This window comes from Malonomonas rubra DSM 5091 (assembly GCF_900142125.1).
Classification (GTDB): domain Bacteria; phylum Desulfobacterota; class Desulfuromonadia; order Desulfuromonadales; family Geopsychrobacteraceae; genus Malonomonas; species Malonomonas rubra.
The window spans coordinates 1-23,712 of record NZ_FQZT01000012.1; the positions used below are offsets into that span (position 1 = coordinate 1).

Annotated in this window: 23 protein-coding genes and 1 riboswitch; of the genes, 9 read left to right on the forward strand and 14 right to left on the reverse strand. The window is 51.9% G+C overall.

The window, feature by feature from the left end:
• The 7 genes from BUB13_RS14105 to BUB13_RS14135 all read right to left on the reverse strand — a co-directional run.
• Window positions 1–242: transposase (locus tag BUB13_RS14105; RefSeq protein WP_482796769.1), on the reverse strand; the 242-nt coding region annotated here is incomplete at its 3' end.
• 344 nt (window positions 243–586) lie between these two features.
• On the reverse strand, window positions 587–2,377 hold the full coding sequence (locus BUB13_RS14110) for an alginate export family protein (RefSeq protein ID WP_084092159.1): 1,791 nt from the start codon (window positions 2,375–2,377) through the stop codon (window positions 587–589).
• A 69-nt stretch (window positions 2,378–2,446) separates the two neighbouring features.
• Window positions 2,447–3,448, reverse strand: coding sequence for a cytochrome c3 family protein (locus tag BUB13_RS14115; RefSeq protein WP_072909420.1), 1,002 nt, complete (start codon window positions 3,446–3,448; stop codon window positions 2,447–2,449).
• Window positions 3,445–3,810, reverse strand: a complete 366-nt coding sequence (locus tag BUB13_RS14120) for a hypothetical protein (protein ID WP_072909421.1) — start codon at window positions 3,808–3,810, stop codon at window positions 3,445–3,447. The genes BUB13_RS14115 and BUB13_RS14120 overlap by 4 nt, the downstream gene beginning before the upstream one ends.
• Entirely contained in the window at window positions 3,807–5,951 is a 2,145-nt protein-coding gene (locus tag BUB13_RS14125; protein WP_072909422.1) for an aldehyde ferredoxin oxidoreductase N-terminal domain-containing protein, read from the reverse strand. The genes BUB13_RS14120 and BUB13_RS14125 overlap by 4 nt, the downstream gene beginning before the upstream one ends.
• A gap of 10 nt (window positions 5,952–5,961) precedes the next feature.
• The gene (locus BUB13_RS14130) at window positions 5,962–6,645 is read right to left on the reverse strand and encodes a 4Fe-4S dicluster domain-containing protein (RefSeq protein ID WP_072909423.1); all 684 of its coding nucleotides are present in this window, start codon (window positions 6,643–6,645) and stop codon (window positions 5,962–5,964) included.
• Between the two features lie 297 nt (window positions 6,646–6,942).
• Window positions 6,943–8,502 (reverse strand): phospholipase D family protein, encoded by a 1,560-nt coding sequence (locus BUB13_RS14135; protein ID WP_072909424.1) that lies wholly within the window; start codon window positions 8,500–8,502, stop codon window positions 6,943–6,945.
• 306 nt (window positions 8,503–8,808) lie between these two features.
• On the opposite strand from BUB13_RS14135, the gene BUB13_RS14140 reads away from it, so the two are divergent.
• Complete coding sequence (locus tag BUB13_RS14140; protein ID WP_072909425.1) at window positions 8,809–10,620, forward strand: mechanosensitive ion channel family protein; 1,812 nt, start codon at window positions 8,809–8,811, stop codon at window positions 10,618–10,620.
• Between the two features lie 77 nt (window positions 10,621–10,697).
• Here BUB13_RS14140 and BUB13_RS14145 read toward each other — a convergent pair whose 3' ends face one another.
• From BUB13_RS14145 to BUB13_RS14155, 3 genes are all read right to left on the reverse strand, one after another.
• Entirely contained in the window at window positions 10,698–11,108 is a 411-nt protein-coding gene (locus BUB13_RS14145; protein WP_072909426.1) for an META domain-containing protein, read from the reverse strand.
• Between the two features lie 454 nt (window positions 11,109–11,562).
• Window positions 11,563–11,862: a type II toxin-antitoxin system RelE/ParE family toxin gene (locus tag BUB13_RS14150; RefSeq protein WP_072909427.1), complete on the reverse strand. Its 300-nt coding sequence runs from the start codon at window positions 11,860–11,862 to the stop codon at window positions 11,563–11,565.
• A 3-nt stretch (window positions 11,863–11,865) separates the two neighbouring features.
• Window positions 11,866–12,135 (reverse strand): type II toxin-antitoxin system Phd/YefM family antitoxin, encoded by a 270-nt coding sequence (locus BUB13_RS14155; RefSeq protein WP_072909428.1) that lies wholly within the window; start codon window positions 12,133–12,135, stop codon window positions 11,866–11,868.
• A 466-nt stretch (window positions 12,136–12,601) separates the two neighbouring features.
• Here BUB13_RS14155 and BUB13_RS14160 point away from each other — a divergent pair, with 466 nt between their 5' ends.
• The 5 genes from BUB13_RS14160 (at window position 12,602) to BUB13_RS14180 (ending at window position 17,407) form a co-directional block, all read left to right on the forward strand.
• On the forward strand, window positions 12,602–13,120 hold the full coding sequence (locus tag BUB13_RS14160) for a Spy/CpxP family protein refolding chaperone (RefSeq protein WP_072909429.1): 519 nt from the start codon (window positions 12,602–12,604) through the stop codon (window positions 13,118–13,120).
• Between the two features lie 227 nt (window positions 13,121–13,347).
• Entirely contained in the window at window positions 13,348–14,052 is a 705-nt protein-coding gene (locus tag BUB13_RS14165) for an ABC transporter ATP-binding protein (protein WP_072909430.1), read from the forward strand.
• Window positions 14,045–15,289 carry an ABC transporter permease gene (locus BUB13_RS14170; RefSeq protein ID WP_072909431.1) on the forward strand — a complete coding sequence of 415 codons (1,245 nt, stop codon included), beginning with the start codon at window positions 14,045–14,047 and terminating at the stop codon, window positions 15,287–15,289. Before BUB13_RS14165 ends, BUB13_RS14170 begins: the two co-directional genes overlap by 8 nt.
• Window positions 15,290–15,305: 16 nt before the next feature.
• Window positions 15,306–16,070 (forward strand): outer membrane lipoprotein-sorting protein, encoded by a 765-nt coding sequence (locus tag BUB13_RS14175; RefSeq protein WP_072909432.1) that lies wholly within the window; start codon window positions 15,306–15,308, stop codon window positions 16,068–16,070.
• A gap of 20 nt (window positions 16,071–16,090) precedes the next feature.
• Window positions 16,091–17,407 carry a hypothetical protein gene (locus BUB13_RS14180; RefSeq protein ID WP_072909433.1) on the forward strand — a complete coding sequence of 439 codons (1,317 nt, stop codon included), beginning with the start codon at window positions 16,091–16,093 and terminating at the stop codon, window positions 17,405–17,407.
• 389 nt (window positions 17,408–17,796) lie between these two features.
• Here BUB13_RS14180 and BUB13_RS14185 read toward each other — a convergent pair whose 3' ends face one another.
• From BUB13_RS14185 to BUB13_RS14195, 3 genes are all read right to left on the reverse strand, one after another.
• A complete protein-coding gene (locus BUB13_RS14185; protein ID WP_072909434.1) occupies window positions 17,797–18,123 on the reverse strand; it encodes a type II toxin-antitoxin system RelE/ParE family toxin in 327 nt (108 codons plus the stop codon).
• Window positions 18,120–18,398 (reverse strand): type II toxin-antitoxin system Phd/YefM family antitoxin, encoded by a 279-nt coding sequence (locus BUB13_RS14190; RefSeq protein WP_072909435.1) that lies wholly within the window; start codon window positions 18,396–18,398, stop codon window positions 18,120–18,122. The genes BUB13_RS14185 and BUB13_RS14190 overlap by 4 nt, the downstream gene beginning before the upstream one ends.
• Window positions 18,399–18,500: 102 nt before the next feature.
• Window positions 18,501–19,106 (reverse strand): helix-turn-helix domain-containing protein, encoded by a 606-nt coding sequence (locus BUB13_RS14195; RefSeq protein ID WP_072909436.1) that lies wholly within the window; start codon window positions 19,104–19,106, stop codon window positions 18,501–18,503.
• A 168-nt stretch (window positions 19,107–19,274) separates the two neighbouring features.
• Here BUB13_RS14195 and BUB13_RS19160 point away from each other — a divergent pair, with 168 nt between their 5' ends.
• The 3 genes from BUB13_RS19160 to BUB13_RS14210 all read left to right on the forward strand — a co-directional run bounded on the left by BUB13_RS19160 (window position 19,275) and on the right by BUB13_RS14210 (window position 22,605).
• The gene (locus BUB13_RS19160) at window positions 19,275–20,888 is read left to right on the forward strand and encodes a hypothetical protein (RefSeq protein WP_072909437.1); all 1,614 of its coding nucleotides are present in this window, start codon (window positions 19,275–19,277) and stop codon (window positions 20,886–20,888) included.
• Between the two features lie 184 nt (window positions 20,889–21,072).
• Window positions 21,073–21,924, forward strand: coding sequence for a DNA-binding protein (locus BUB13_RS14205; protein WP_072909438.1), 852 nt, complete (start codon window positions 21,073–21,075; stop codon window positions 21,922–21,924).
• 114 nt (window positions 21,925–22,038) lie between these two features.
• Window positions 22,039–22,605: a recombinase family protein gene (locus BUB13_RS14210; RefSeq protein WP_072909439.1), complete on the forward strand. Its 567-nt coding sequence runs from the start codon at window positions 22,039–22,041 to the stop codon at window positions 22,603–22,605.
• Between the two features lie 50 nt (window positions 22,606–22,655).
• Here BUB13_RS14210 and BUB13_RS14215 read toward each other — a convergent pair whose 3' ends face one another.
• A complete protein-coding gene (locus BUB13_RS14215; RefSeq protein WP_072909440.1) occupies window positions 22,656–23,183 on the reverse strand; it encodes a hypothetical protein in 528 nt (175 codons plus the stop codon).
• A 317-nt stretch (window positions 23,184–23,500) separates the two neighbouring features.
• Window positions 23,501–23,575, reverse strand: a riboswitch (cyclic di-GMP riboswitch).
• Window positions 23,576–23,712: the final 137 nt, after the last annotated feature.

Below are 23,712 nucleotides of genomic sequence, written 5' to 3' on the forward strand. Positions count from 1 at the left end.
ACAGCAGCTAGTTTCTCTTCGGGACTCCAGTCTTGTGGTCGTTTCATCGTGGTCGGCACTGGCAAGCAAATAGGTTCGTTCTCCGGTTCGACACACTCGTTTTCTTCTGCAGCAGCGGCTTTCATCCATCTGTAGATAGAAGTAAGAGAGGCGTCGAACTCTTCTGCCAATTCTGCAATGGGAAGAGCATTGGGGCCAATCGCCTTCTGAATGATCATGGCCCGATACGCTTTAGAATACATGTTCCTCCGAACTGCCCCAATGATTTGTTTTGGAGTTCAGTTAGAGGCGACAACTATCCTGACACGGGGGGTTTAGGGCTGCTGGTGTGAAAATCGACGATTATCAAAATGATGATAATTTCAAAGCCGACTACTTTTGACAATCGTCTACTTTGGTGGTGTCGAGCCTGTCAAAACGAAAATGCCTACATCTGCAAATCCCACTGTCAGACTGAAATGTCCTTCACAAAAGTGATATCCGGATTTTTGAAAAGAAAATTTGTTTATGATTGAAAACATTACTCTTTTAATAGCAACTCTCTCAACTGTTGCCTTTTACTTTAAGTAAGTGAAAAGGTATATGCTCAGAAGAAGAAGTACAGCGCCGCCTGAAGCGTGTACCAGTTTTCAGCATCGCCCCCCAGCGCCTGATTGATCGCTTCTCCCGGAATCCCGACCGAAGCGATTCCCTGCAGGAAAAGGTGCCTGCCGATGTAGTTGTAGGCGGTCAGGGTGACTTCCTGCCCGACATCCTTGGAGGCGAGCGTCTGCAGCGGTCCGATCCCGCCGAGATTGTTCCGATCGTCGGCTCGATGATGGAGGTAATCGAGGATCAACTCCAACTGATCTGTGGGCTTGACGCTAAAGGTGGCCCGGTTGGTGACCAGGTTGGCATTTTTGTAGACCTTGCTGAACACAATCCCCGGCAGGAAGTTGCCCAGCCCTCCGGAGAACAGCGGATCAAAGCGTTCAAATTTCCGGGTGTTCGGATCGTCTCCGGAAAAAAGTGACCAGCGGTAACTAAGTTGTGGTTTCCACGGCAGTTGCCCGGCTTGGTAGCCGATCCACGCGTATCCCGCCTGAGCCGACATGTCAAAGCCCTCGTGATTCTGATAGGCATACTCAGCCTTGAGCCATGCGCCATCACGGCCAAGCAACTTCTTTATCGATAGGCTCGGATTGAAGGTTCTCAAGCCTTCCCGGGGTAAGCGAAGACTGCCCGGCGCGACATAGCTGGACTTCGATTCCGGTATGTAGAAATAGCTAAAAGCGATATTCGTATTAGCGAGATTATATTGCAGATTAACCCCCGCGAGTTGGGTGTCTGAGGCAATTTTATCGATCTCGCTCGGTTCGATCAGGAACGCATCCAGACCAAAACTAGAAACCTTGGCGCGTAACAGGGCTGTGTACTCGGATGTCAGGCGTGGTCCCAGATAAAGCGCGGCCCGCTCGCCGATTGAGGTGGAAAGCGGAATTTTTGACAGGAGAAAGCCGTCCCGCACTTGATAGGTCTGCTTGCCGAAGGAGGCATCTAGCAAAGAATTTTTACCCGGAAGATCCCAGAGCAGCCCCGCATACAATTTTTCGAAATCGCCGTATCCCCTGGTTCCGGAGTTATAGATGTCCTGTCCGTTGGAACCGGACAGCAGGTAGGACACTGCGCCGTATGCATAGAGCGGCGAGTCGAAAAGTTGAGAGATCCCGCCTATGCCTGGCTCGATGTAGCCCTCCAACCATGTTGTGGTTCCCTCCCCGGACGGGTCTTCAGCCGTCGGGTTTCTGCCGTTGAAAGCCTGGCCGTAGCCGCCGAACCAGGGATCTGAATCGCTGAAAATCCCTACGCCACCGTTCAGAATAAAGACGAATTTGGAACGGTCATCCTCGTAGATCGTTGGAAAATCATGGACGGTTCCGGTCGCGACCATGCCTTTGGGCGGCTGGGGAACAGTGGCCGTTTCCTCTTGAGGTGAAACCAGGATGGCGACGACCAACTGGCCCGCGGGAACCGAACTATAGAGGCGCAATTCCGCCGACTGGACGGCTGCGAGCTGCCGGACTTTTTTCAGTGCGAAACCAGCGACAAGCTGCCGAAAGGGCTCTCCTTTACTGACGGAAAAGGTGCTGGCAACCTGCTCAGTTAATTCTGCATCCTGGTCCGAAGCGCCCGTAGATTTTTCCAGATGAATATAGACGAGACCGATCGGCAGCCCCTCTGCCTGTTCAGCCGGAATCTCAATCCCCTGTTTTGCGTCGATGGCGCTGGCCAAGCAGATCCTCCCGCTCTGGAGTCCGGCGAGGGCCAGCATCAAAAACAGGACCGGGAGGATCTGCTTGGCATAGCGAAGGCCCTGGGCAAGAACAATTTTAATCATAAGAGTCACACTGTTTCATCGGTTGCGGCTGCTTGAGGGTTCCGTCATAGGCCGTCAACACTCTTTTTGTTATTTCCGCCAGGCTTTTTTCAGATTATGGGCCGTTTTGTGACACGGCACGCAGGTTCTGGTTTTTTTCATCATCTTTTCCGGGTGGGGTGCGCCATGACAGTACACGCAGCTCGATGAAGCCTTATGTTCTTCCTGATGGCAGAGCGCACAGGCGATGTCGCTGTGTTTGCTTTGACTTGCGACCAGCTCGTCAGCGGCATCCTCATGGCAGATAGCGCAGTACTGCGACGGCACATTATACATGTAGCTGACTTCCGTGGCCGCGTGGGCACGATGGCACTGAGCGCAGGCTGCTTCATCCATGCTGTCCGCATGTGGTTCATGGCAGTCGGTGCAGGCCGCGTAAGGACGTGCAACCTCGGGAGGATGACCGGCATGGCAATCGCCACAGGCGACAGATCTGTGCATGCCCCCTGTGGCCCGCAGGGCAAGGATCGCTCCTTCATGACACCCTAGACACTCCCGGGCGCCGGCATCGGCATCGGCATCGGCATCCAGGTCGGCATCGACAATCGTCAGGTTGCCAGCATAGAGTCTGGTCTCTCTGGTGCTGAAGCCGTCATTCACTGTCACCGTATCCTTGGCAAACTCCTCACCACCGTCAATCACCGTCCAGCTCATGTCGAACGCGGTAAAGGTCGCCTTGCCACCGATGATCCTGATGTTTGTCATCGGATAGGGACCGCTGGGCGGGGGCCCTTCCATCATGCTGAAGCCCATCAGCCAGTTATCGACCTTTTGTTTCTTTTCCATGTCGACCAGATAGTAATAAATGGCGCCCGATTCAGGCGTGTAATCTTCGTCACCAGCTGTACCCGAAGCCGGGGTTCCCTTGAATTCAAGCCAGAACTGGACCGGAGCCCGAGTCCCGTTCTTCATGTAATCAAACTGAATCGGCTCGGTATAGGCCACGGCGCCGCTGATTCCAGAAGACTGAGCCGCATGCAAGGGGCTGAACAGGACAAGAGTCGCAAAAAGAGCCGCGAGTAAGATCTTCATACCTCGGCCTCCTTTTGAAACATGCGGGCCTGCTCCAGTCGCCAGCCGACGACGTCATAGACAGCCAGGCAGCTCTCGGCATAATTGGGGGCCGCATCAGCCGCCGCCCGGATCGCTTCGGCCAGCTCGTTATCACCAAAACTGGACTCGATCCACGCGGGCAGCGCGGTCAGGTTGATGCCGGGCAGAGAGGCATCGTCCGGCGCCAGCAGCAGGTGCAGGTCTGACAAGCTGCGCACATTGCCCGGCATCAGTCCGACCGGTGGTTTGAGCCGGCCGGCGGGAAACCGTTCTTTGAAGGACACCTGGCTCACAAGGCGGGCGGAGAGGGCTGCGCTGGGTTGCGACAAGGAATGCTTCATGATTTTTCCTCCCCCAACCGACCGGCGCCCTGTAGCTCATCTGCGACGAACGCCATGTCCATCTTTTCCAGGGTGCTGCGCGTCGGCCAACCGGTCTTGGTATCCCAGCCCTCCAGCTGATAGAAGATGGTCTTCCATTCATCAAACTTGTCTTTTTCCAGAGAACGGCCCATCAGGTCGGTGTAATGCCACTCCCCCTGTTCATCGCGGGTGGTCCACATATAGAAGGGGAAGAGTTCACCTTTATTGAATTTGGTTTTATAGATGTAGGGGGAAAAATGCACGATGTCACGGTGTCTGCCCTGGAGGGTCCAGATGGCGTTATCCAGGTTCCAGATCTGCCGGCCGATTTCAATTCCGTCCTCAAAGCTGAGATTGTCCCCGGTGACCGCATTCCAGAACACCTGTTCCCCGGCGTCCGCCGAGGCGGTCGCCCCGTCCAGGTCGGGTACGTTGGTATTGAAAAAATCAGGCCACTTCAAATCGCAGAACAAGGCCGAATTCTTGTAGAATCGGCAGTAGTGTTGTTGCCAGCGCACCAGCTGCGCAACCGCCTCCGAGTACATGTTGGCATCACTGAAGTCGAGCACTTCGGGGCGATCCTTGGCATAGGGGGCCATCTTCCTGGCGTGCAGGTTGACCAGTTCTTCAGCACTGATCCGCAGTGGTTTGCCGAAGGCGAAGGCCGCACTGACGTTGGTGAAGATGTAGTTGAAGCAGTGGAGGTTCATATCCCGATCCCCCATGATGCTGCCGTAGCCCCACTCAAGTTCGGCCCGCGGATCGTAGCCGTGCTCCGGGACACCCCAGTAGGAGAATTGCAGCGCGCCGGTGTGCAGATCTTCTTCCCGGCCCCACTTCAAGGCCGCCTGTATCCAACCATCGGCCAGATCGGCACCGATGTCGGTGCGGGTGGACAGGGCGTGGATGATCTTTTCGGCAAAATCGAGCGTGCCAAGTTTTTCCCATGGCAGATCGGAGGGGATCTTGCGGCCCGGCCCGAGAACGCCTTCTTCGTGCAGATGTTCGAGCCAATGCAGGCCGGTCTGAAAGACGAAAGAATTGAGCCCGTATTGCTGGACCAGATCGGCCGCCTTGAGGTTGATTTCGGTGTCCTCCTGACGACTTTTGGCCACCCGGCGGACATAAGGACCGTACCAGGAGGTTTCCTGACAGGCCGACTCATTGCCGTAACCGACCTTGTAGCGGGATCGACAGCCGTTGATACACCCCTGGCAGGACTGGGGGCGGCGTTCGCTGGTTGGCGGGGCGACCTGGATGATCGGATTCGGCAGGCGACCGATGCGGGTCCAGGCTTGGAAATCAGGTTCCTGCCAGCTGCTGACGTATTTTTCCTTGGTCACCACGCGGGCCTGAATCAGAGTTTTAGGGTCATGCACTTCGATAGCGCCGGTACCGAGCACTGAGATCGCCTTAAGGTTTTTCGAACCCCAGACTGCGCCGAATCCGCCCTGGCCAGCACCGTTGCCGGCGTCGTGGATCAGGCAGGCATGACAGGCCTGGGTTTCCCCGGCGGTGCCGATGCAAAGGATCGCCGGCTTCTGAGTGGTTCGGCCAAGCTCCTCTTCTGACCGCTGCACATTTTCCGGTTGCGGCAATGCGTCCAGATCCTGCCATTTGGTTTTTGTGCCCTTTTTGGTCCCGGTCAGTTTCCTGATATCGTGCTGGGCCGTCCAGGTGTCTTTGCCCCAGATATCCTGAGCGTTATGGAAATAGACCTGGTCATTGCGGATATCGACCCAGACCGGGCGGTCCGCCTTGCCTTCAATGACAATCGCGTCCCAGCCGGCATACTTGAGCATGGTTGAAAAGCGCCCGCCAAAGTTTGTTCGCGTGTACCAGGAGATCGGATACTGACCAACGCCGACACCAACCACCTCGCAGCGGCCACCGGCGGAGGGGACGATTGTCCCGTTCAGTGGAGAAGTCACAACGCAGCAGACATTGGCCGGATCCCGGCCGTCGGTGATGGTTTTGTTTTTGCAAAAATCCCAGAACAGCGCCGAACCCATACCATGGCCGCCACCCCAGCGACGGTAGGGTTCGGTATCGATGGCAATGGCTTTTCGGTTGGTCATATCCAGCCGGAGTATTTTTCCGGCGTAGCCGTAGAGCGTCATAACATCGTCCTCACTTGGTGGTCATTCCGAGTTTCGCCCAGGCACGGCCTCGGAGGTTGACAGTATAGGAGTCCTCATCGCTCTGATCAGGCATTTCCGTGGTGAAGCTGATCGCTTCGACCGGACAGACCCTGACGCAGGTCTGCATGCCGCCGGGACCGCCTTTCTCTGCCAGGTAGGGCGTATCGATACAAAGGTCACATTTCTGCGAGTGCTGTTCTTCAACATTCCACTGGATCCGGCCTGGAGTGAAGGGGCAACGAACCAGACACAGTTTACAGCCGATGCAAAGCGCCGGGTCGATCATGCGCACATTGCCTTCACTCGGATTCGGTTTGTTCGCTTTGACCGGTCTGACCGGGCAAACGGCGACGCAGGGCGCATCCTGACACTGATGGCAGACCGCCATCGACACGTCGTCCGGCCAGTTGGTGAAGGAATCCTGCTGGATCTGAATCCGCGCCAGGCTGTAGGAGGCCTCACCGGAATGGGCCAGCGCGCAGGACATCATGCAGGTTCCGCAACCCTGGCATTTCTTCAGGTCGATGAGCAGAAAACCCTTTGAATCCGGGATCGAATTGGGGATCGCAAGCAGGCCACCCGGCAATAAAACAGCAGCACCGAGCGCCCCCGAAGCGATAATGAACTGGCGCCGGTTGATGCTGCTCGCCGGTTCTGTTTTGTCTTCATTCATATGCCAAATCCTGAGTTCTGTTCAGGGGTGAGAAGATTCCGAAGCTGCTGGCTTGTTTCCAGTAGCATGGCCACAAATTTAAATATCGACATCATTGGCGACGGGTACGCGACCGGCTCATGATGAACCCTAAGCAGGCTGCGAACGGAAAAAGCGCGAGATAAATTCTTTGTCCTCAGTTATACCAGATGATGGTCGAGATACAAATTAAACCACTGTAAGTTGCTGCCATTTAAAACAAATGAGTTTGCCGATCTCGGAGTCATTCCGACAGCGCAACGTGTCCTTTATGGCTGATTAAAGCTGCGATTCGATCGGCAAGAGACTCATACAGCCGATTCCCAAACGCTGCCAGAAACCGGTATACGGATCGACGTCAAAGGTCGTCGGGGTTTCGTCGACCATCCCATGCCAGCGAATCGATTCCGATCCGTTGCTGTTTTCGATCAACTCCAGGCGGAAAGCGACGCTTTCGATGCCCTGATCGAACCAGTCCGCCATTTTTCCCGCAATCTCGGGTTGATCAATAATCACACCGATTTCGGTATTCTGGAGCAGCGAGCGCGGATCGAGGTTGAGTGAGCCGATGAACAGCTGCTGGCGATCGAGCACGAACGATTTGGCATGCAGGCTGGCCTTGGATGAGCCCCCGACGCCCCGTTTATCTTTCCGCTGTTGGGAGGACAGCTGTTTGTTCATTTCATAAAGCTCGACTCCGCCACGCAGTAAAGCTTTCCGGTACTTGGCGTATCCGGCATGTACGATGCCGACGTCATTGGAGGACAGGGAATTTGTCAATATGCGCACCCGCGCACCTTTTTGGGCCAGGCCGGTCAGGAGTTGCGTGCCTGCCTTGCCGGGCACGAAATAGGGAGAAAAGATGGTCAGTTCCCGTTCGAGGTTATTCAGATAAGTATTCAGCTGAGAAGAGAGGTGTAACTGCGTCTGGTCGAAATCTTCCTGGACTTTTTCTGGTAAGTCGTAGACGACGTGGGCTTGTCCCCAGCGAAAGACGGTCTGATTGTTTTTAATCTTTTGTGCCAGGGTCGATTTTTCCAGAGCTTTGACGTATATCGAATCCGCCTGTTCGGCGATGAAATTCTGCAGTTGGATGTGATGCTGTTCAATTTCCTCGGGTTTTGGTGCTTCCCCCCGCAGAACGCCGGCCGGATAGGTTAACTCGTTATTCCAATAAAGATCGAAAGAGTCTGATACCTTTTGCGGCACAGGGCCGATTCCCATGACGTCCAGGTCGCCGAAGGCCAGATCCGGATCAGCCTCGAAATATTCATTGCCGATGTTACGCCCACCCAAAATTGTTGCCTGGTTGTCCACGGTAAAACTCTTGTTGTGCATGCGGCGGGTCACCGAGCCGAAGCGGGTGATGAACTGGGTGACGCGATTCAGGTTCCGGCTGAAAGGGTTGAAAATGCGCACTTCGATATTGGCATGGGCATCCAGCACAGCTAAGCTCAGATCGCGGCCGTCCAAATCCATATCGTCTACCAGCAGCCGCACGCGAACTCCCCGATCGGCCGCTTTGACCAACAGGTTGGTGAACAACCGGCCGACCAGATCGTCATGGTACAGGTAGTACTGCACATCGATGCTGCGTTGTGCAAAACGGGCCAGGACTGCCCGGCCGACAAAGGCGTCCAGGCCATCTTCTAAGAGTAAAAAGCCGGATTTTTCGGGATGTTTTACGGTCTGCTTGGCTATGGCGGTACCGATTGCTGTATCCTCTGTATTGATGAAGGCTTTGGATGGCGGGCGATCAATATTCTCAGGTAAGGTGGCACAGCCGAACAGCAAAAGCAGCATCAGGCACAGCGGGAGATATCTGATGGCCTTGATCATGATATTGTTTCCTTTCCGTCATCCCAATTGAATTTTGCTTGGTTCCTTTTGGTGCTGCGATGTGCCCGGTATCGTCCAGAAGTCTCCGTAACAGGATCAAATCCGGCAAAATTTGGCCGATGCGACTATAATAGGAACAAGACGAAAACACCGCACTTAAAGCCAAAGAATAGCCGATAAATGAACTTTGAGCAGTTCCCTGTCATCAGAGTGAGGTATATTTCTTTTTGTTAGCGCTTTTAATTGACTGCGGCTTGCTCAGTTAAATATTCGGTGCCGTGGGCGCCGCCAACATAGGGAATATTGATGCGAATACGAGCGAAGTTCACCCTCCTGGTCTGGTTCCTGTTGGGCGTTTGTGCCATCTCCGCGACGCAGGTCGTGGCGCAGCAAAGCAAAGAGGGGCCCCGCTTCGAAGAGCAGGCTGCGGTTCTCGATACCGAAATCCGGGCTTTGATCGAAGATGCTCAGGAATTCAGAGACCGCGCAGAGGGTGCCGAGGACAACTTCGCCCGCATCCTCAACCGGCGAGCGGAGGAGGCCGGGCTAGACGCCATCGAGAAGGTGCACGACCTCACCCGGCTGGTTATCGCCCGTGAAAAAGAAGGGCAGGATCCGGGTTCCTGGCGAGGGCGCGCAGCCGAGCTGCTCGTAGGAATGCAGACCGGTATACAGGACTATTTGAAAAAAGTCCTTTCCCGGAAGGGACAGGACGCAACACCGGATGAGCCCGTTCCGGCAGCACTGGCGGCGTACGAGGATCGACAGACAGAACTTTGGGGACGCATCCTGAGGCTTCTCGAAACGTCAATCACGACGATGAGCCTGGCACGGGACTTCGGGCTTGATGTCGGTGCGCAGCAAACCTTCATCCAGAAGTCGCTGACCGACGCGGTACAGTTCCTGTCCCTCTCTCTGGAAGGAACTCTGGAGCAGAAAGATCGCATTGAAAAGCAGCTCGCTGTGTTGCCCGATGATGCTGAGGTCATGGCAAAGCAGCGACTCGCGGACCTAAAGGTCAGGCGTCTCGCTAGCAACCTCTCCCTCGCGAGCGCCATGCTGGACAGAATGGGTCTTGACGATGCTCGCTACAGGCAACAGCTCATCGAGGTCACAGGCAAGGTCACGACGGACATCTTCGACTGGGAAGTTTTTAAAGGGCTGGTGTCCAGGTGGCTTGAGAATTTCGGCAACTGGTTGGTTGATAACCTGCCCCAGTTGATCTTCAAAGTTCTCCTCTTCCTGCTGGTGCTCTGGATTGCCCAAGCGGTTTCGCGGCTGGTTCGCAGGCTGGTCGCCGAGGGCCTCAAATCGTCGAACCTGAATATTTCACAGTTACTGAAGAACATGATTGTCTCGACAGCTGGTAGCCTTGTGCTGCTTCTCGGGCTCCTTTTCGGTCTCGCCCAGTTGGGTATCTCGGTCGGACCGCTGCTCGCTGGCTTGGGGATCGCCGGCTTCATCGTCGGCTTCGCATTGCAGGACACGCTCGGCAACTTCGCTGCTGGTATGATGATACTCTTGTATCGACCCTACGACGTTGGTGATATTGTCGAGGCGGGTGGTATCTTTGGCAAGGTGAGTCATATGAGCCTGGTGAACACGACGATTCTCACCTTCGATAACCAGACGCTGGTCATGCCCAACAGTAAGATCTGGGGCGATGTCATCAAAAACGTGACCGCCCAAGAGAAGCGTCGGGTCGACATGACATTCGGCATCGGCTATGGCGACGACATCCCCAAGGCCGAGAAGGTCCTCACCGAGATTTTGACAAGCCACGATAAGGTGCTCGCAGACCCCGCGCCGGTCGTTCGACTTCACACCTTGAATGAGTCGTCTGTGGACTTCGTTGTGCGACCCTGGGTCAAAAAAGAAGATTACTGGGATGTGTACTGGGACGTCACCCGGGCGGTTAAGATACGGTTCGACGAGGAAGACATTTCGATCCCCTTCCCGCAACGGGACATCCACGTCTACAGTGGTGAACAGGAACCTCTCACCACGCTCCCGCCCACCACCAGGCCGCCGGGCAGCATAGAACAGGACGCTTTTGGCTGGCGTGGCGCGCAGGCGTCCGAGGTCTCCGACTCTGAAGATGAGGAAACAACGGGCTGAAGTTCACTTGGAGGAAAGGCAGCGCAAAAAATACCGACCTCAGCCATCCGCGCTTCAGACAGGTCGGAGTTATGGGCCTATTTGATAGGAACTGCTTTCAATAACTGTTGCCCGGCTTTGTCGGTAATCAGCAGCAAGCCATTATCAAGGGAAACTGTCGCCGCCATTGGCAGAGCTTGGAACAAACGGTTTTCCTGTTCCATCAGTGACTCTACTGAGCACATCATTCTCGTAGAGCCAATACCTTTGTCGATCTGCAACTCTGCGCCAGCGAGGGTGAAACTGCCGAAGTAGCGGTTACAACCAGCATTCCCCCCGAACTTGCCACCTTCCTCAAAAGTAATGGTCGTCGGACTGTGATCGATGACCGGTCGCTCGCCAATGTATTCGATACGCCATTCACCGAGAATATTTAGAGGCTCATTCGCGGGAAGCGATGTGCAACCTGCAAGAAGCAGAATACAAACTATCCAAAGAAAATTTTTCATTTATTCATCCACTCCGTCCAGCGATTATTTACAGTCAAATATACAGCAGCTCACCTAAAACCACCTATAAGAATAGAACTGCCGGGTATTAGTGAGCAATAAACTCGCAGGTTACCCATACGCTCTTACACTTTGAAGAACAAGGGGGTTGCAGTCCTTCGTCATTTGCGAATCGTGAATGGCTTTAATTGAAAAGACTTTTTCGCATATCTTAGCTTTGTCGGTAGGTCGAAATAGCCCGTTTTGAGGGTCGATTTCAGTGACAGGACATTTGCAATAGGCAGTCGACCCAAACAACTGCCTGGAATTACAGCGGATGTAGCCAGTATTTCCCCAAAGGTCCTACCGTAATGACCGGAGCTTGCTGGTTTCGCTCTTTTCAGCCACTTAGCGGTGGAGGAAATTTCTAGTCAAAAGTCGGCGATTTTTGAAAACGCAATCCGCTGATGGGGCACTAAGGCAGTTTCATCAACCTTTCACTTCTCCAGACACGAACGATAGCAATCCGCTGTTCTCCACGACGATAAACTATACGAAAGGGTGGATGGATTAACTCCCTGAGTGATGGTTGGTTGAATTCTGGAACCATCCGCCCTCGATCTGGATGGGTGGGCAACTCCTCTACCAGCGCAACTATTTCCCGCAAGAAGCGCTCGCCAATCTCTGGGACGTGCTGTTCCTGATAATAGTCTCGAATATCCTCAAGATCCAAAACAGCAGACTCAGCAAATGTAACAACTAGCTTTTTCGACATTTGCTATTTAAGTCCAAGGCGATTTTTAACATCATCAAGATTCAGTTCGCGCTGATTGTCAAGGTCGGACAAACCCTCTACCACGGCACGCATAAAAGCTTTTTCTTCTTCAGCCTGTTCGTAATCTTCTATAGATTGCACAACAGCAACACCGCGGCCACGGTTAGTCAGGAGAATCGGGCGGTGAGATTCGCTGGTGCGTCGTACTATTTTTCCTGGATTGATCTTAATATCTGATAGGGGGACAATGTCTTCTGAAAATTTAACATTCATGATGCGCCTCCTTTAGCCCTATTAATAGCACCCTTAAAAAGACCAGTCAAGGGCACCTTAATGGTCTAAGAAGTTGGCCTATTAGGAATTTTTCAAAACGAAATTTCCTATTTGTGCAAAACGGCTGACCTAGCTACAGATTCTCTTACAAAAGTGATTTGCCGATTTTGGAATCACCATCTTTGCGGCAGTCATGATTGTCCTTTGTGTAGTGAGAACCTTTTTGAAGCAACTAATCGAAAGGGGCAACATTTAAGACTCCGGACGATGATTGATTTAAAGGTGCACAGTATTGTTGTTTTGCCTCAGCGTTTTTATAGCGACAGCTGAGTCTGATATTTCATTACATAACTTTACACAAGCCTGACAGCTCTTAACCCCCTCTTTAGAATCTTTTCACTATAGTCCAGCTATCGAAATTCAAAACAAACGGAAGCACTCGACTTCCATGCAAAGGAGAAAAGATATGAAAAAGCGGATTATTATTTCGACAGTTTTGATTGGTGCCTTGATGACCGGCGGTATCGCTATGGCGAAATCTTATGGTTCTTGGCCTGGCAATGGTAACGGCAATGGCTATAGCAATAACCAGGAAATGATGACCAAGGGAAAGCACCAGCAGCAGATGCAAAATCGCCTGGAGCGGATGTCTGTCATTCTCGATCTGAGCGACAACCAGGAAGAGCAGATTGAAGCTTTGTTTAATAAGCATTGGCAGGACAGACAGGCTGTTCGTGATGAGATGCGCGTAGGGCGTGAAGGTCGTCGTCCCGCAATGCGCAGCGGCGATCTCGACGAAACCACCCTCCGCAGTAATCTGGCCGAACGTGCTGAATTTAAGGCTGACCGGATCGTTGAGCGGGAACAATTGAAAAAAGAAGTTTATGCAATCCTTTCTCCCGAGCAACAGGAAAAAGCCGAGACAATCTGGGAGACACGCGGCAAAGGTCAAAACGGGCGGTACGCGAAAAGGTTCGGCATTTAAGCCTTCTAGGGGGATATATTCGCGGCACAGGCAGGTTCTAGAAATGGAACCTGCCTGTGTGTATTTACCAATCCCTATAATAAATATGAAAATATGAATATATAGCTAATCATAGAAAGGAGATGTGGTATAGTTCTTCCTCAGTAGATTTTAAACTCATCTCCAGATATTTACGATTAATTGTCTGAACCGAGTTTTAGAGAATGATGAGAAAGTGAGGGCAAAACATGTCCGTTATTGTAGCTAAGCAACTCACCAAAACCTATGTCACCGGCGACATCAAGGTCGAGGCGATCCGCGGAGTCGACTTTTCTATTGAGCCGGCTTCTTTCGTTTCTTTCATCGGCCCCTCCGGCAGCGGCAAGTCGACGCTGCTGAATATGATCGGCTGCCTTGATCCGCCAACCGCCGGGCTACTGGAAGTGGTTGGGCAGGAAATCACCAATCTAAACCGGCAGGATGCCGCCCGTTTCCGGGGCGAGCATATCGGCTTTGTTTTTCAGGATTTCAACCTGATTCCGGTACTGACCGTCTTTGAAAATGTCGAATACCCGCTGCAGATGGTGCAAAGCTGGCCGAAGGAGAAGCGCCGGGAGCGGGTGCAGGAAATGCTCGAAGCGGTCGGCATGGGCGATCAGGGCAACAAATACCCCAGCCAGATCTCCGGCGGGCAGAAGCAGCGGGTGGCAGTCGCCCGGGCGCTGGTGACCAATGCAAAACTGGTGCTAGCCGATGAGCCGACCGCCAACCTCGACCGCGAAACTGCAACCATGGTGATCGACCTGATGAAGAAGATGCGTGACGAGTACCAGACAACCTTTGTCTTTTCCACCCACGATCCGCGCATTGTCGACAATGTTGAAATCACTTTTGAACTTGAGGACGGCACATTGCACCGGCACGAAACGTCGGCGGGAGGTGGCCATGGGTAACATATTCAAACTCGCAGCCAGAAACCTGTTCCGCTACAAGCGCCGGACCATGCTCACCTCGATGCTGATCACCCTGGGCGTTGTGGCGGTGCTGTTGTTCATCTCCATCTCCGGCTCTTTCAAGTCGCTGATGATCGGTCAGATCACCGACTCGATGCTCGGTCATATTCAGATCCACAAGAAAGGCTATCTGGCTTCGGTCGACAGCCTGCCGCTCAATCGCAACCTGACCGGTAAACAGATCGACAAGGTCGTTCAGGTGCTCGGCGAAGAGAATGCAGTTGAAGCCTATTCGATGCGGATCCGTCTTGGGGCGATGTTCAGTAACTTCACCGAAACCACCAATATACGGCTGAACGCCGTCACCCCGACTGACGAAATGAAAACCGCGCCTTTGCTGACCGAACGGATTCTCGAAGGGGAGCAGGATGGCCTGTTGAAACCGGGAGAACTGCTGATCCCGGAGCTGATCGCTAAAGGGATGAAGGTCAAGGTTGGTGACGGCATCGTGCTGGTCGCCAACAACAAGGACGGCTCGGTCAACGGTCAGAACTTCATGGTCCGCGGCATTCTGGAAGGGATTTCCGGGCCGGGCGGCCGCGACGGCATGGTGCATATCGACGATGCCAAGGCCTTGCTGCGGATCGGCGCGGCCGAGGTGAGCGAGATCGCCATCCGCTTGAAGGACATCGACCAGCTGCAGGGAGTGTACGCAAGTCTGCAGCAAAATCTGGGCGGAATGCAAAACCAGCAGGGTCAGCCGGTGTTTGAAGTGCACACCTGGGAGGCCATTTCGCCATTTTTCAACATCGCCAAGATGATCGACCTGATGACCTTCTTCATCAAAATCATGCTGGTCGCCATCGTTCTGGTCAGCATCATGAACGTGATGATCATGGCGGTTTACGAACGGATCAACGAGATCGGCACGATCTCGGCGATCGGCACTCTGCCGAGCAAAATTCTCGGCCTGTTTGTCGTCGAAGGTTTTCTGATGGGGGTTCTGGGAACCGCGGTCGGTACGATCATCAGTCTGGTTAGTATCGCGGTCATGAACGCCACCCAGATCAGTTTTGATTTCGGTCGTCAAACTGGCCTGCTGCTTTCGCCAACGATTGGCGCAAACGATGTGATTCTGGTCGTTGTGATCGTTATCGCCATCGCTGTGATTGCCAGCTTGCAGCCGGCCTGGAAGGCGTCAAAAATGGACCCGATTACCGCCCTTAAGCATGTTTAGCGAAAGGAACACCCTCATGGTGAAAACATACAGTTACCCGGTAAAAACAGTGCTGACCCTCCTGCTGTTCAGCATCGCCTGTCTGGCGATCCCGGTACGGGCCGCGGAGCTTGACGGGACGCAAATTCTGCAGCAGGTGGATAAGAACCTCAATCCGGAAACTTATGAGATGTACCGCAAGCTGATCAACATCGAGCCGGATGGCAGCAAGAAGGAGTTTGTCCTCTACTCGGTGAAAAAGGGGCAGGACAAGATGGTCGCGCTGTTCCTCTCCCCGGCCAGCGAAAAGGGGCGCTCAACGCTGCGTCTGAACGACAACATGTGGCTTTACATCCCGAATGTCGGCAAGCCGATCCGCATCACCAGTCTGCAATCGGTAGTCGGTGGGGTGTTTAACAACTCTGATATCCTGCGCCTCGACTACGGGGCCGAATATGATGTCGCCAATATCACAGAAGAAGATGATCTCTACCTGCTCGAACTGAAGGCCAAAACGAACAGCATCGCCTACGACAGCTTGAAGATGTGGGTCGCTAAAAAGGCGCTGGTGCCAACCACCATCGAGTGTTATGCCTCCAGCGGCATGCTGATCAAGACCCTCTACTACAAGCAGCCGAAAGATTTCGGTGACGGTATTGTGCGGCCGTCGGTGCTGGAAACCGACAGTCCGCTCTACAAGGGCTACAGGTCGGCGATGGTCTACGCCAAAATCAACAAAAAGGAACTGGCCGACGAGGTCTTTTCACTCAACTACTTGTCGCGGATCGATGAGTTACGCTAGTTACTGCTGTGGGTAAACGCATGTTCTTAAAAAGGGAATCTGCCCGGTTTTTCGCTGGTTTGCTGCTTGTGTGTTGCAGTCTGCTTCAGTCGGCCCCCGGCCTAGCGGAAGATTACAGCTTCGACCTCGACGAATTCGAAAAGAAGAGCTTCACCTGGGGCGGCTACGCCGAACTTAAGGGAGAGCACAACGGGCTTAATCGGCATGGGGCGTTCGGGTTGCTCGGTCTTTATGACACCCCACGCTCCGATCTCGATCGCCTTACCTCCACTATTCAGCTCAATGGCAACCTCAACAAGGCGATGGTTGATTTCAACTGGCAGCTGCAAGCATTTACGCAGCAGGATCAACTCGAATCGGATAAAGAGCTCAACGTTTTTTCCGCCTACGCCAGTATCAAGCCGTCCCCTTCCGTTACCATTGAGGTGGGCAAGAAAACCTTCAAGTGGGGCAAGGGTTATGCCTGGAGCCCGGTCGGTTTCATCGACCGGCCAAAAGATCCGAACAACCCGGAAGAGGCGCTGGAAGGCTATATCGGGGCGGGGGTCGACCTGATCAAAAGTTATCCCGGAACCTTGCAGACCCTGGCATTTACCGGGGTGCTGCTGCCGGTCTGGGAAGATGTCAACGACGACTTCGGCGAGAAAAACAATATCAATTTTGCGGCAAAGCTCTACCTGCTTTACCGGGACACCGATATCGACTTTATCTTCTTTACTGGCGACAGCCGCTCGACACGTTTCGGGGTCGACATTTCCAAGAACCTGGCGACCAATTTCGAAATCCACGCCGAGTTGGCCCATATCCCGGGGCAGAAGATCAAGCGTTTGAACAATCTTGGGAGCCTGTCAACCTATGAAGAATCGGTCACCAGCTACCTGCTCGGGTTGCGTTACCTGACAGAAAACGACATCACAACGATCCTTGAGTACTACCATAACGATGCCGGGTACAGCGAAAACCAGATGGATCAGTTTTACCAACTGGTCAGCGATGCCCACAGCAGCTTCAGTGGCACTGGCGACGACAGCCTGCTGCGCCAAGCGGCGAGAGTCAGTAAAAGTGGCTACGCACGACCGCAGGCGGGGCGCAACTACCTCTATCTGCGGGTGACACAGAAAGAACCTTTCGATCTGCTTTATTTCACCCCAGGCGTCACTGCAATCCTCAACCTGGACGACTCCAGTTATTCACTCAGCCCCGAAGCGGTCTACACCGGTTTCACCAATTGGGAGATGCGCTTGCGCTATTCACGGCTCGATGGTGGACGCTTCACGGAGTATGGTGAGAAAGTGAATGAAGATAAGCTGGAGCTACGTATCAGGTATTATTTCTGACTTTCTCCCTTTTCAGCCCAGAATCTTAAACTTAACATAGGGCTGGGCCAAATCTGTGGGGTCAGTTTAGAATATCTCTAGAAATCCCATAGGCATTTTCTTTTTGCAAAACTTAGCAAATCTGAAAATATATTCAGTCACTAAACCCGGCTTGTTCACCACTGTCGCCAAAATTCCTACCGAAACTGGTTTGCATAAATCCTTAGAACTTTTATTAGGATGACAATCTTAAATTTTTTGGCTCCCTGACCGGGCATACTGTCGCGCTTTTAAAAATCGGGTATTTGGAATATCGCGTAGAAAAGGAAATAGTCCTTTCCTTTGTGGTTAACTCAGAAGATATATGAGACACAGCTGCGGTTGTTTCTGTAGTCTTTCACTTCGCCAGATTATGCCTGTAATAAACGTCGTTGCAATAACGTCTGCATGTCGCGGCGGCCGTCGGCAATCACCATGACATAAACATTTTCAGCGATGATTCGATAGATGATACGGTAGGGCTTGAAAAATATCTCACGGTACTCGCGAAGCCCGATGGCAAGTAGTTCTTTTGGATAAACTCCTCGTTCGGGGTTCTCGCAGAGGCTCGAAAAGGTCTTCTCTATTTGATCGAGAACGTAATCCGCTTTTCCCGGTGCGTCGTGTGATGCAATGTAGTCGTACAACTCCTCCAAATCCCCTGAAGCATCGTCGGTCAGAAATATCTGGAAAATCATACGTGACTCTTGTTCCTACCTCGAATCCGCTGAATGACATTGCCGGCGGGCTGGACTTTACCTTCCTCAATCTGACGCGAACCGAGCGCGAGAATCTTTAAAAGGGCCATGGTCTCCTGGGTTTGCTCATAGCTTTCGATGCTCTGCATCACGACCTTGGCTTCGCCATTCTGAGTGATGACCAAGGGTTCATCTTGCTCAGACAGGGTACGTAAAATTTCTGAGGCATGCGCCTTCAGATAACTGATTGGTTTAATTTGACTCGATAGCTTCATATCTACCCTCCCCTATGAGACTAAATATAGTCCACAAACAGGTCAACCGTCAAGGCCAAGAGGGGTTCTTTCTACGCGATATTCCAAATACCCTAAAAATCTTCACACAGAAAAGCTCCGCAGCACGCGGATAACCCGCCCCAGTAATTTGGCCTCGCTTGCAGAAAAGGCCTGACCGTAATCTGAGTTTTCAGGACAAAGCATCATCCCGTTGTCCGTCTGGGACAACCGTCGTACCTGGACAATTCCCCGCTGGGTCAGAATAAGGGCCAAGTCACCACTTTTTGGCTCAACACACTGGACAACAACATGATCGCCAGTGCGCACCAAGGGGACCATGCCCTCATCACGCACACGGTAAAAAAAATCTCCCCCTTCTCCGCCAGGCAAGTTTAACTGCACAGTTGTTTTTCGATCTTCACTGGGAAGGATCAGCTGAGCTTCATCCAGCAAAGGCAGAGTCCCAACGTCTCTTAACGGGACCGATTCGTCGTCACAGATCAACCAGTTCAGATCAACACCAAAAAGCTCCCTCAACCTCACCAGGATTTTCGCATCCGGCAACCGCATGGTTTTATGCGAACCATCCTGATTCTCCAGGCGATTCATCTGGACAGGATTGGTGCCAAGCTTTTCTGCAAACGCCTTCTGCGTCAGGCCAGCCTCTTCTCTAATTTTTCTCAATTTTTGTCCAATGGTCCGTTGCATTTTCATTTCCTTGCTTGTCGTAAGAGGACACTGTCCGATCAGGACAACGAAATAATTTCTAACACGTTAACGGGATTAACAAAAGGCATATTTTTACGCTTGACATTAACGATTAAGTAATTTATTTTCAAAATTGTTAACAATCACTCTAAAAACGAAAGGACTATTATGGAACACCCAAAAACAGAACATGAATGGCAAGAGCGTCTGGCAAAGGATGATGCACAGTTGTTGGACTTTACTCCCGGTAAAGGCATGAACTCTACAAGGCTCTCTCTTCGCTGCAACAAATGTGGGGAAACTGAAGTGGATATCCGTGGCAGCAACTTCATTCGCCGCAAACAAGCCTGCGTTGCCTGCAACGGTCGTGAAGACTACACGACTGAGAGCACTCGCCTGTTGATTCACGAGAAAGGTGGCATTTATCTGGGTGGTGAGGTCACCAACAAGGAATCAGTTGTTCGGTTGAACTGTCCTGGCTGTCAGCGCGAAGTTGAAAAACGTGCACATGATATTCGGCGCCGACCAATGAGCTGCCATCACTGCCGTCGTGAAATTGGAGCCCAAACCACTTTGGAGAAAAACGACAACCTCTCTCGTGCCCAGCGTATTGCAGAAGAGCGTGGAGGCAAGTGTTTGTCTACGGAGCAACATGTACGGGCCGATGACAAACTGCACTGGGAATGCAGTCTGGGGCATCGTTGGCAAGCGCAGTTGACTTCCGTTGCCGCGGGTTGCTGGTGCCCGAATTGCTCGACCAGTCGTGGCGAACTCATCGTCCGCGCATTGTTTGAGGGATCATTTAAGGTGCCCTTTCCGCAAAGCCGGCCTGCTTTTTTGAAAGAATCGAAGCTCCATCTGGACGGTTACAATGCTGACCTTGCAGTGGCCTTCGAAGTCAACGGTATCCAGCACTACCAGTTCACGCCACGGTTTCATGAAAGCGAGGAGGATGTGCGCTTACAGAAACAGCGCGATGCAATTAAGGCCGAGCTCTGCGAAGAAAACGGTGTCAATCTCATCACTGTCCCCTATTGGGTTATCAACGAAGGAGTTTTGAGTATCAAGAACCACCTGACCAAGACATTGATCGGGCGTGGTCTTAAATCAGTAAGGGATATCCACGCTGTCGAAGTCGATTCTGAAAAGATCTACAACGTAAAATCAGATCCCGATTATTTGAAGTTTGAAGGCTTCGTCAGAAAGAATGGTGGGCATTTCAAGACAGCCGATTATTTTGGCAGGACTATCCCGTTAACCGTCACCTGTGACGAAGGGCACAGCTGGAATGCCCTACCGTATCTGGTCACCGCTGGTCACTGGTGCCCTGATTGCGCAGGGAATCGTTCTCTCGATCTGGATTCAATCGACAAGCAGCTCAAAGAAAAAAATTGGTGTTTGGATGCGGGCAATAAAACGTATAAAAATGCCAGCCAGCCCCTCTCTCTGCGCTGCCCGAATGATCATCCTGTTGTGCGCTCCTGGAACAAATGGCAACAGCAGGCAGCATCTGGTGAACCAAGTTGCCAGCAGTGTGCCCGCGAAGCCCGGGCCGTGGCGTTTGTAGAAAAGATGAAGGCACGGAACATTGACGTCGATATCGACATGGGCACTTATGTTGGCGAGGGACAGGACGTGAAGGGGTACTGCAAACAGTGCGGCATGGAGACTAGTTTGCCGGTAGAGCAATGGAAAAATCGCTCTCTGACTCCTTGCTGTCATCGGGCCATGCCTCCCTACCATGCGTGTCATGCAAAAGCGGCAGAAGAAAGTCCAGCCTAAATTGCGAGCCCCCGGCCTTCTGGTCGGGGGCAATTGACTCTAAATGGCGAAAAGTGGGGAAAATGACGTTTTTTCGCATCTCGTTTCAAGGATTTCCTCTGATATCCTCCATGGCAGAAATCAATAGCGGGGACTGTAACGCACTGTAACGCTACAGCGCGTTACAGTCTCTTGGAGGAAAAACATGAAGCAGGTTGCAACAAAAGAGTCAGTCTGGACAGCTTGTCGTGAACTGGCAAAAGACGGTGAAGAGATAACGACAAGAAAAGTTGTGGCTCGGGTCGGTGGAAGCTCATCGACTGTCGGGCCGTTAATCCGACAATTTATGGAACACCAGCTCAAAGAAAGAACGCTTAATTACACGATTAGTGACGAACTGCGTAACACCTTGATTGATGAATTGCACCGGGTTGTTACTGGGGCGACAGGCGATCTGGAAAGAGCGTTAAGAAATTCGCAGTCGGACAATCTGGAGATCTTTGAAGACTTGACCGTTGCAGAAGACAAAATAGATGTTCTTGAGCGTGATATTGCGAATGCGGAACTTAAGGCCGAAGAGCTGTCGCGGGTCATGGAAAAAAATCTGGTCGCTGCAGAACAGAAGATTGAGGTTATCTCTGGTCAACTGAACTGTGCAAATCAGGAAAAACAGGATCTGCAGAACAAGTTATCGGCCTGTCAGTCGGAGCTCGCTAAAGCGCATCTTTTAGCCGGGCAAAGTGATCAAACCGTGCAGTCCCTCAACGAACAGAACAGATCTCTCCAGGAGAAAGCAGAAACAACACAGGCGTTGCTCCACGAACTTGAAAAACAGCATGAAACAGCCAAGGCACGCTGGGAGTACGCACAAGCTCGACAACAGGAATTAACAAGCGAACTGGATATGATCAAACAAAGACTTGATGACGAAAGAGAACGCCGGATTACGGCCGAAAACAAACTCACGCGGTTTGAGGCCATGGGTGCCGATCAAATAAGTACTCTCGTGCAAAAGCTCAAGCATGAGGAAGACAATGGTGACGGGGGTTTCCAATAGGCCGAGGGCTAGCAAGAAATGATAATCCCCCTACTCTTCTTCTCTCTAGAGTTTGAATCTCGTTTTTGAGAAGAAATTGCCACAGAATCTAGACCACAAGGAGAAAGTTCAACAATGGCGATTGTCGGATATGCGCGGGTGAGTACCGCAGACCAATCTCTCGATGTCCAAGTCGGACAATTAAATGCGGCTGGGTGCGAGAAGATATTTTCGGAAAAAGTTTCTGGGTCAAAGTTGGACCGGGCACAGCTCAACGCCCTGCTCGGCTATGTCCGTGAGGGAGACACAGTCATTTGCACAAAGATGGACCGCATCGCCCGCTCCACCAAACACTTGCTGGATATCGTCGATGAGCTAAAACAGCAGAACATCGCGTTCAAAGTTCTGAACATCAACCTCGATACGGCTACGCCGACCGGAAAGCTGATGCTGACCATGCTCGGAGCTATTGCTGAATTTGAACGTGAACTGATGCTAGAAAGGCAGCGCGAAGGGATTGAAAAAGCAAAAGCCGCCGGCAAGTACAAAGGACGCAAGCCAACTGCGCGGGAAAAAAGCCAAGATATCATTAGATTATTGAACCAGGGAATGCAAAAAGCGCAAATAGCAAAAGAGCTTGGAATAGGTTTGAGCAGTGTCTATCGAGTTCTGGATGAAATGCAGAAAAAAATTCTGCTGTGAACTGACCTGTATTTCACTTCAGTCCACAGCAGAAACTCACATAAATACATTTAACCGTTAATCGTCTTTATACCTGAAACCACTCCGGGGGCCAGAACGACCTCCTGCAACATTGGAGAAACCGCTAAAACGTCATCCTTACAAATGGTTCCCACCAACAATAAGCTTCCGTTGTCTGGACTACATTTCTGCACTGCAAAATCAGGCTGAAGATACCAATAAAGGCTATCCTGCTCAGAATTTGCACTATCAGAGTGAGGACGGTAAACGGTCAATTCGTCTTCAAGCTGATCCAGATAATCGTACGCGCAAAAGGGGAAAGTCACACACTTCAATTTTGCGAAGACATTTAATAAATCCATAATTGCCTGATGACCAAGGGTGCTCATCAGTTCTCCGGGAGCGAGAAAAATCGCATCATAAAACTTTTCTGCATATAACTGAATTTCTTTCGCGAAAGAGGGATTTACCAGCCTTGTTGCGATAATTTCTTCGGCTTTTTCCTTTATTTCAGGTAAACGGTCTAGTAAATCATCAAAATCTACATCTGGCCCATCCAGAACCTTGCAAGCTTTCATATCTTAACTTCCTGTTTTTATTGAGTTTTCAGAACAAAAAACATAGCCAATAAGAATTTTTCTAAGTCTTAACCATGATCTGCCTCCTTTCGAGAGGCGCATTGATCGGAAACTCCTTGCAGCACGATAGCATTATCGTTATGATGCAGGCTCTGGTACGTTCCAATCGGCAAATCGGCTCGTTTACTGTTGGCGCAGTTTCGGGCCGCTTGCTTTTTATGCGCGAAAAATCTGTTATTTATTCCTTTTCTGACACTGCATCTAGAAAATACAAAAGCGCCCACTCCATGCCGAAGTGGGCGCTTTTGTATTCACCACCTGGCAACCCGGCTGTCCATGAAGGACCCGTGGCTTTGCGTCCCTAGGTTGCCCTAGGTTTGCCTTTTTCAAAATCTGTTTTGCATGGTCGGGATAATATCGAAAGCGAAAAGAAATGTCAAGCAGAAAACTACGAAAAAGTCTTTTATTTCAGTCAGTTAACCTTGTCGTACTGAGACGACAAGATCTGTAAATGTTTGTGGTCCGGGTA

What these genes read in the sequence shown, in the direction of transcription:
- BUB13_RS14110 (WP_084092159.1), bottom strand. Translation starts at nt 2,377, where the DNA reads ATGATTAAAATTGTTCTTGCCCAGGGCCTTCGCTATGCCAAGCAGATC.
- BUB13_RS14115 (WP_072909420.1), bottom strand. Translation starts at nt 3,448, where the DNA reads ATGAAGATCTTACTCGCGGCTCTTTTTGCGACTCTTGTCCTGTTCAGC.
- BUB13_RS14120 (WP_072909421.1), bottom strand. Translation starts at nt 3,810, where the DNA reads ATGAAGCATTCCTTGTCGCAACCCAGCGCAGCCCTCTCCGCCCGCCTT.
- BUB13_RS14125 (WP_072909422.1), bottom strand. Translation starts at nt 5,951, where the DNA reads ATGACGCTCTACGGCTACGCCGGAAAAATACTCCGGCTGGATATGACC.
- BUB13_RS14130 (WP_072909423.1), bottom strand. Translation starts at nt 6,645, where the DNA reads ATGAATGAAGACAAAACAGAACCGGCGAGCAGCATCAACCGGCGCCAG.
- BUB13_RS14135 (WP_072909424.1), bottom strand. Translation starts at nt 8,502, where the DNA reads ATGATCAAGGCCATCAGATATCTCCCGCTGTGCCTGATGCTGCTTTTG.
- BUB13_RS14140 (WP_072909425.1), top strand. Translation starts at nt 8,809, where the DNA reads ATGCGAATACGAGCGAAGTTCACCCTCCTGGTCTGGTTCCTGTTGGGC.
- BUB13_RS14145 (WP_072909426.1), bottom strand. Translation starts at nt 11,108, where the DNA reads ATGAAAAATTTTCTTTGGATAGTTTGTATTCTGCTTCTTGCAGGTTGC.
- BUB13_RS14150 (WP_072909427.1), bottom strand. Translation starts at nt 11,862, where the DNA reads ATGTCGAAAAAGCTAGTTGTTACATTTGCTGAGTCTGCTGTTTTGGAT.
- BUB13_RS14155 (WP_072909428.1), bottom strand. Translation starts at nt 12,135, where the DNA reads ATGAATGTTAAATTTTCAGAAGACATTGTCCCCCTATCAGATATTAAG.
- BUB13_RS14160 (WP_072909429.1), top strand. Translation starts at nt 12,602, where the DNA reads ATGAAAAAGCGGATTATTATTTCGACAGTTTTGATTGGTGCCTTGATG.
- BUB13_RS14165 (WP_072909430.1), top strand. Translation starts at nt 13,348, where the DNA reads ATGTCCGTTATTGTAGCTAAGCAACTCACCAAAACCTATGTCACCGGC.
- BUB13_RS14170 (WP_072909431.1), top strand. Translation starts at nt 14,045, where the DNA reads ATGGGTAACATATTCAAACTCGCAGCCAGAAACCTGTTCCGCTACAAG.
- BUB13_RS14175 (WP_072909432.1), top strand. Translation starts at nt 15,306, where the DNA reads ATGGTGAAAACATACAGTTACCCGGTAAAAACAGTGCTGACCCTCCTG.
- BUB13_RS14180 (WP_072909433.1), top strand. Translation starts at nt 16,091, where the DNA reads ATGTTCTTAAAAAGGGAATCTGCCCGGTTTTTCGCTGGTTTGCTGCTT.
- BUB13_RS14185 (WP_072909434.1), bottom strand. Translation starts at nt 18,123, where the DNA reads ATGATTTTCCAGATATTTCTGACCGACGATGCTTCAGGGGATTTGGAG.
- BUB13_RS14190 (WP_072909435.1), bottom strand. Translation starts at nt 18,398, where the DNA reads ATGAAGCTATCGAGTCAAATTAAACCAATCAGTTATCTGAAGGCGCAT.
- BUB13_RS14195 (WP_072909436.1), bottom strand. Translation starts at nt 19,106, where the DNA reads ATGCAACGGACCATTGGACAAAAATTGAGAAAAATTAGAGAAGAGGCT.
- BUB13_RS19160 (WP_072909437.1), top strand. Translation starts at nt 19,275, where the DNA reads ATGGAACACCCAAAAACAGAACATGAATGGCAAGAGCGTCTGGCAAAG.
- BUB13_RS14205 (WP_072909438.1), top strand. Translation starts at nt 21,073, where the DNA reads ATGAAGCAGGTTGCAACAAAAGAGTCAGTCTGGACAGCTTGTCGTGAA.
- BUB13_RS14210 (WP_072909439.1), top strand. Translation starts at nt 22,039, where the DNA reads ATGGCGATTGTCGGATATGCGCGGGTGAGTACCGCAGACCAATCTCTC.
- BUB13_RS14215 (WP_072909440.1), bottom strand. Translation starts at nt 23,183, where the DNA reads ATGAAAGCTTGCAAGGTTCTGGATGGGCCAGATGTAGATTTTGATGAT.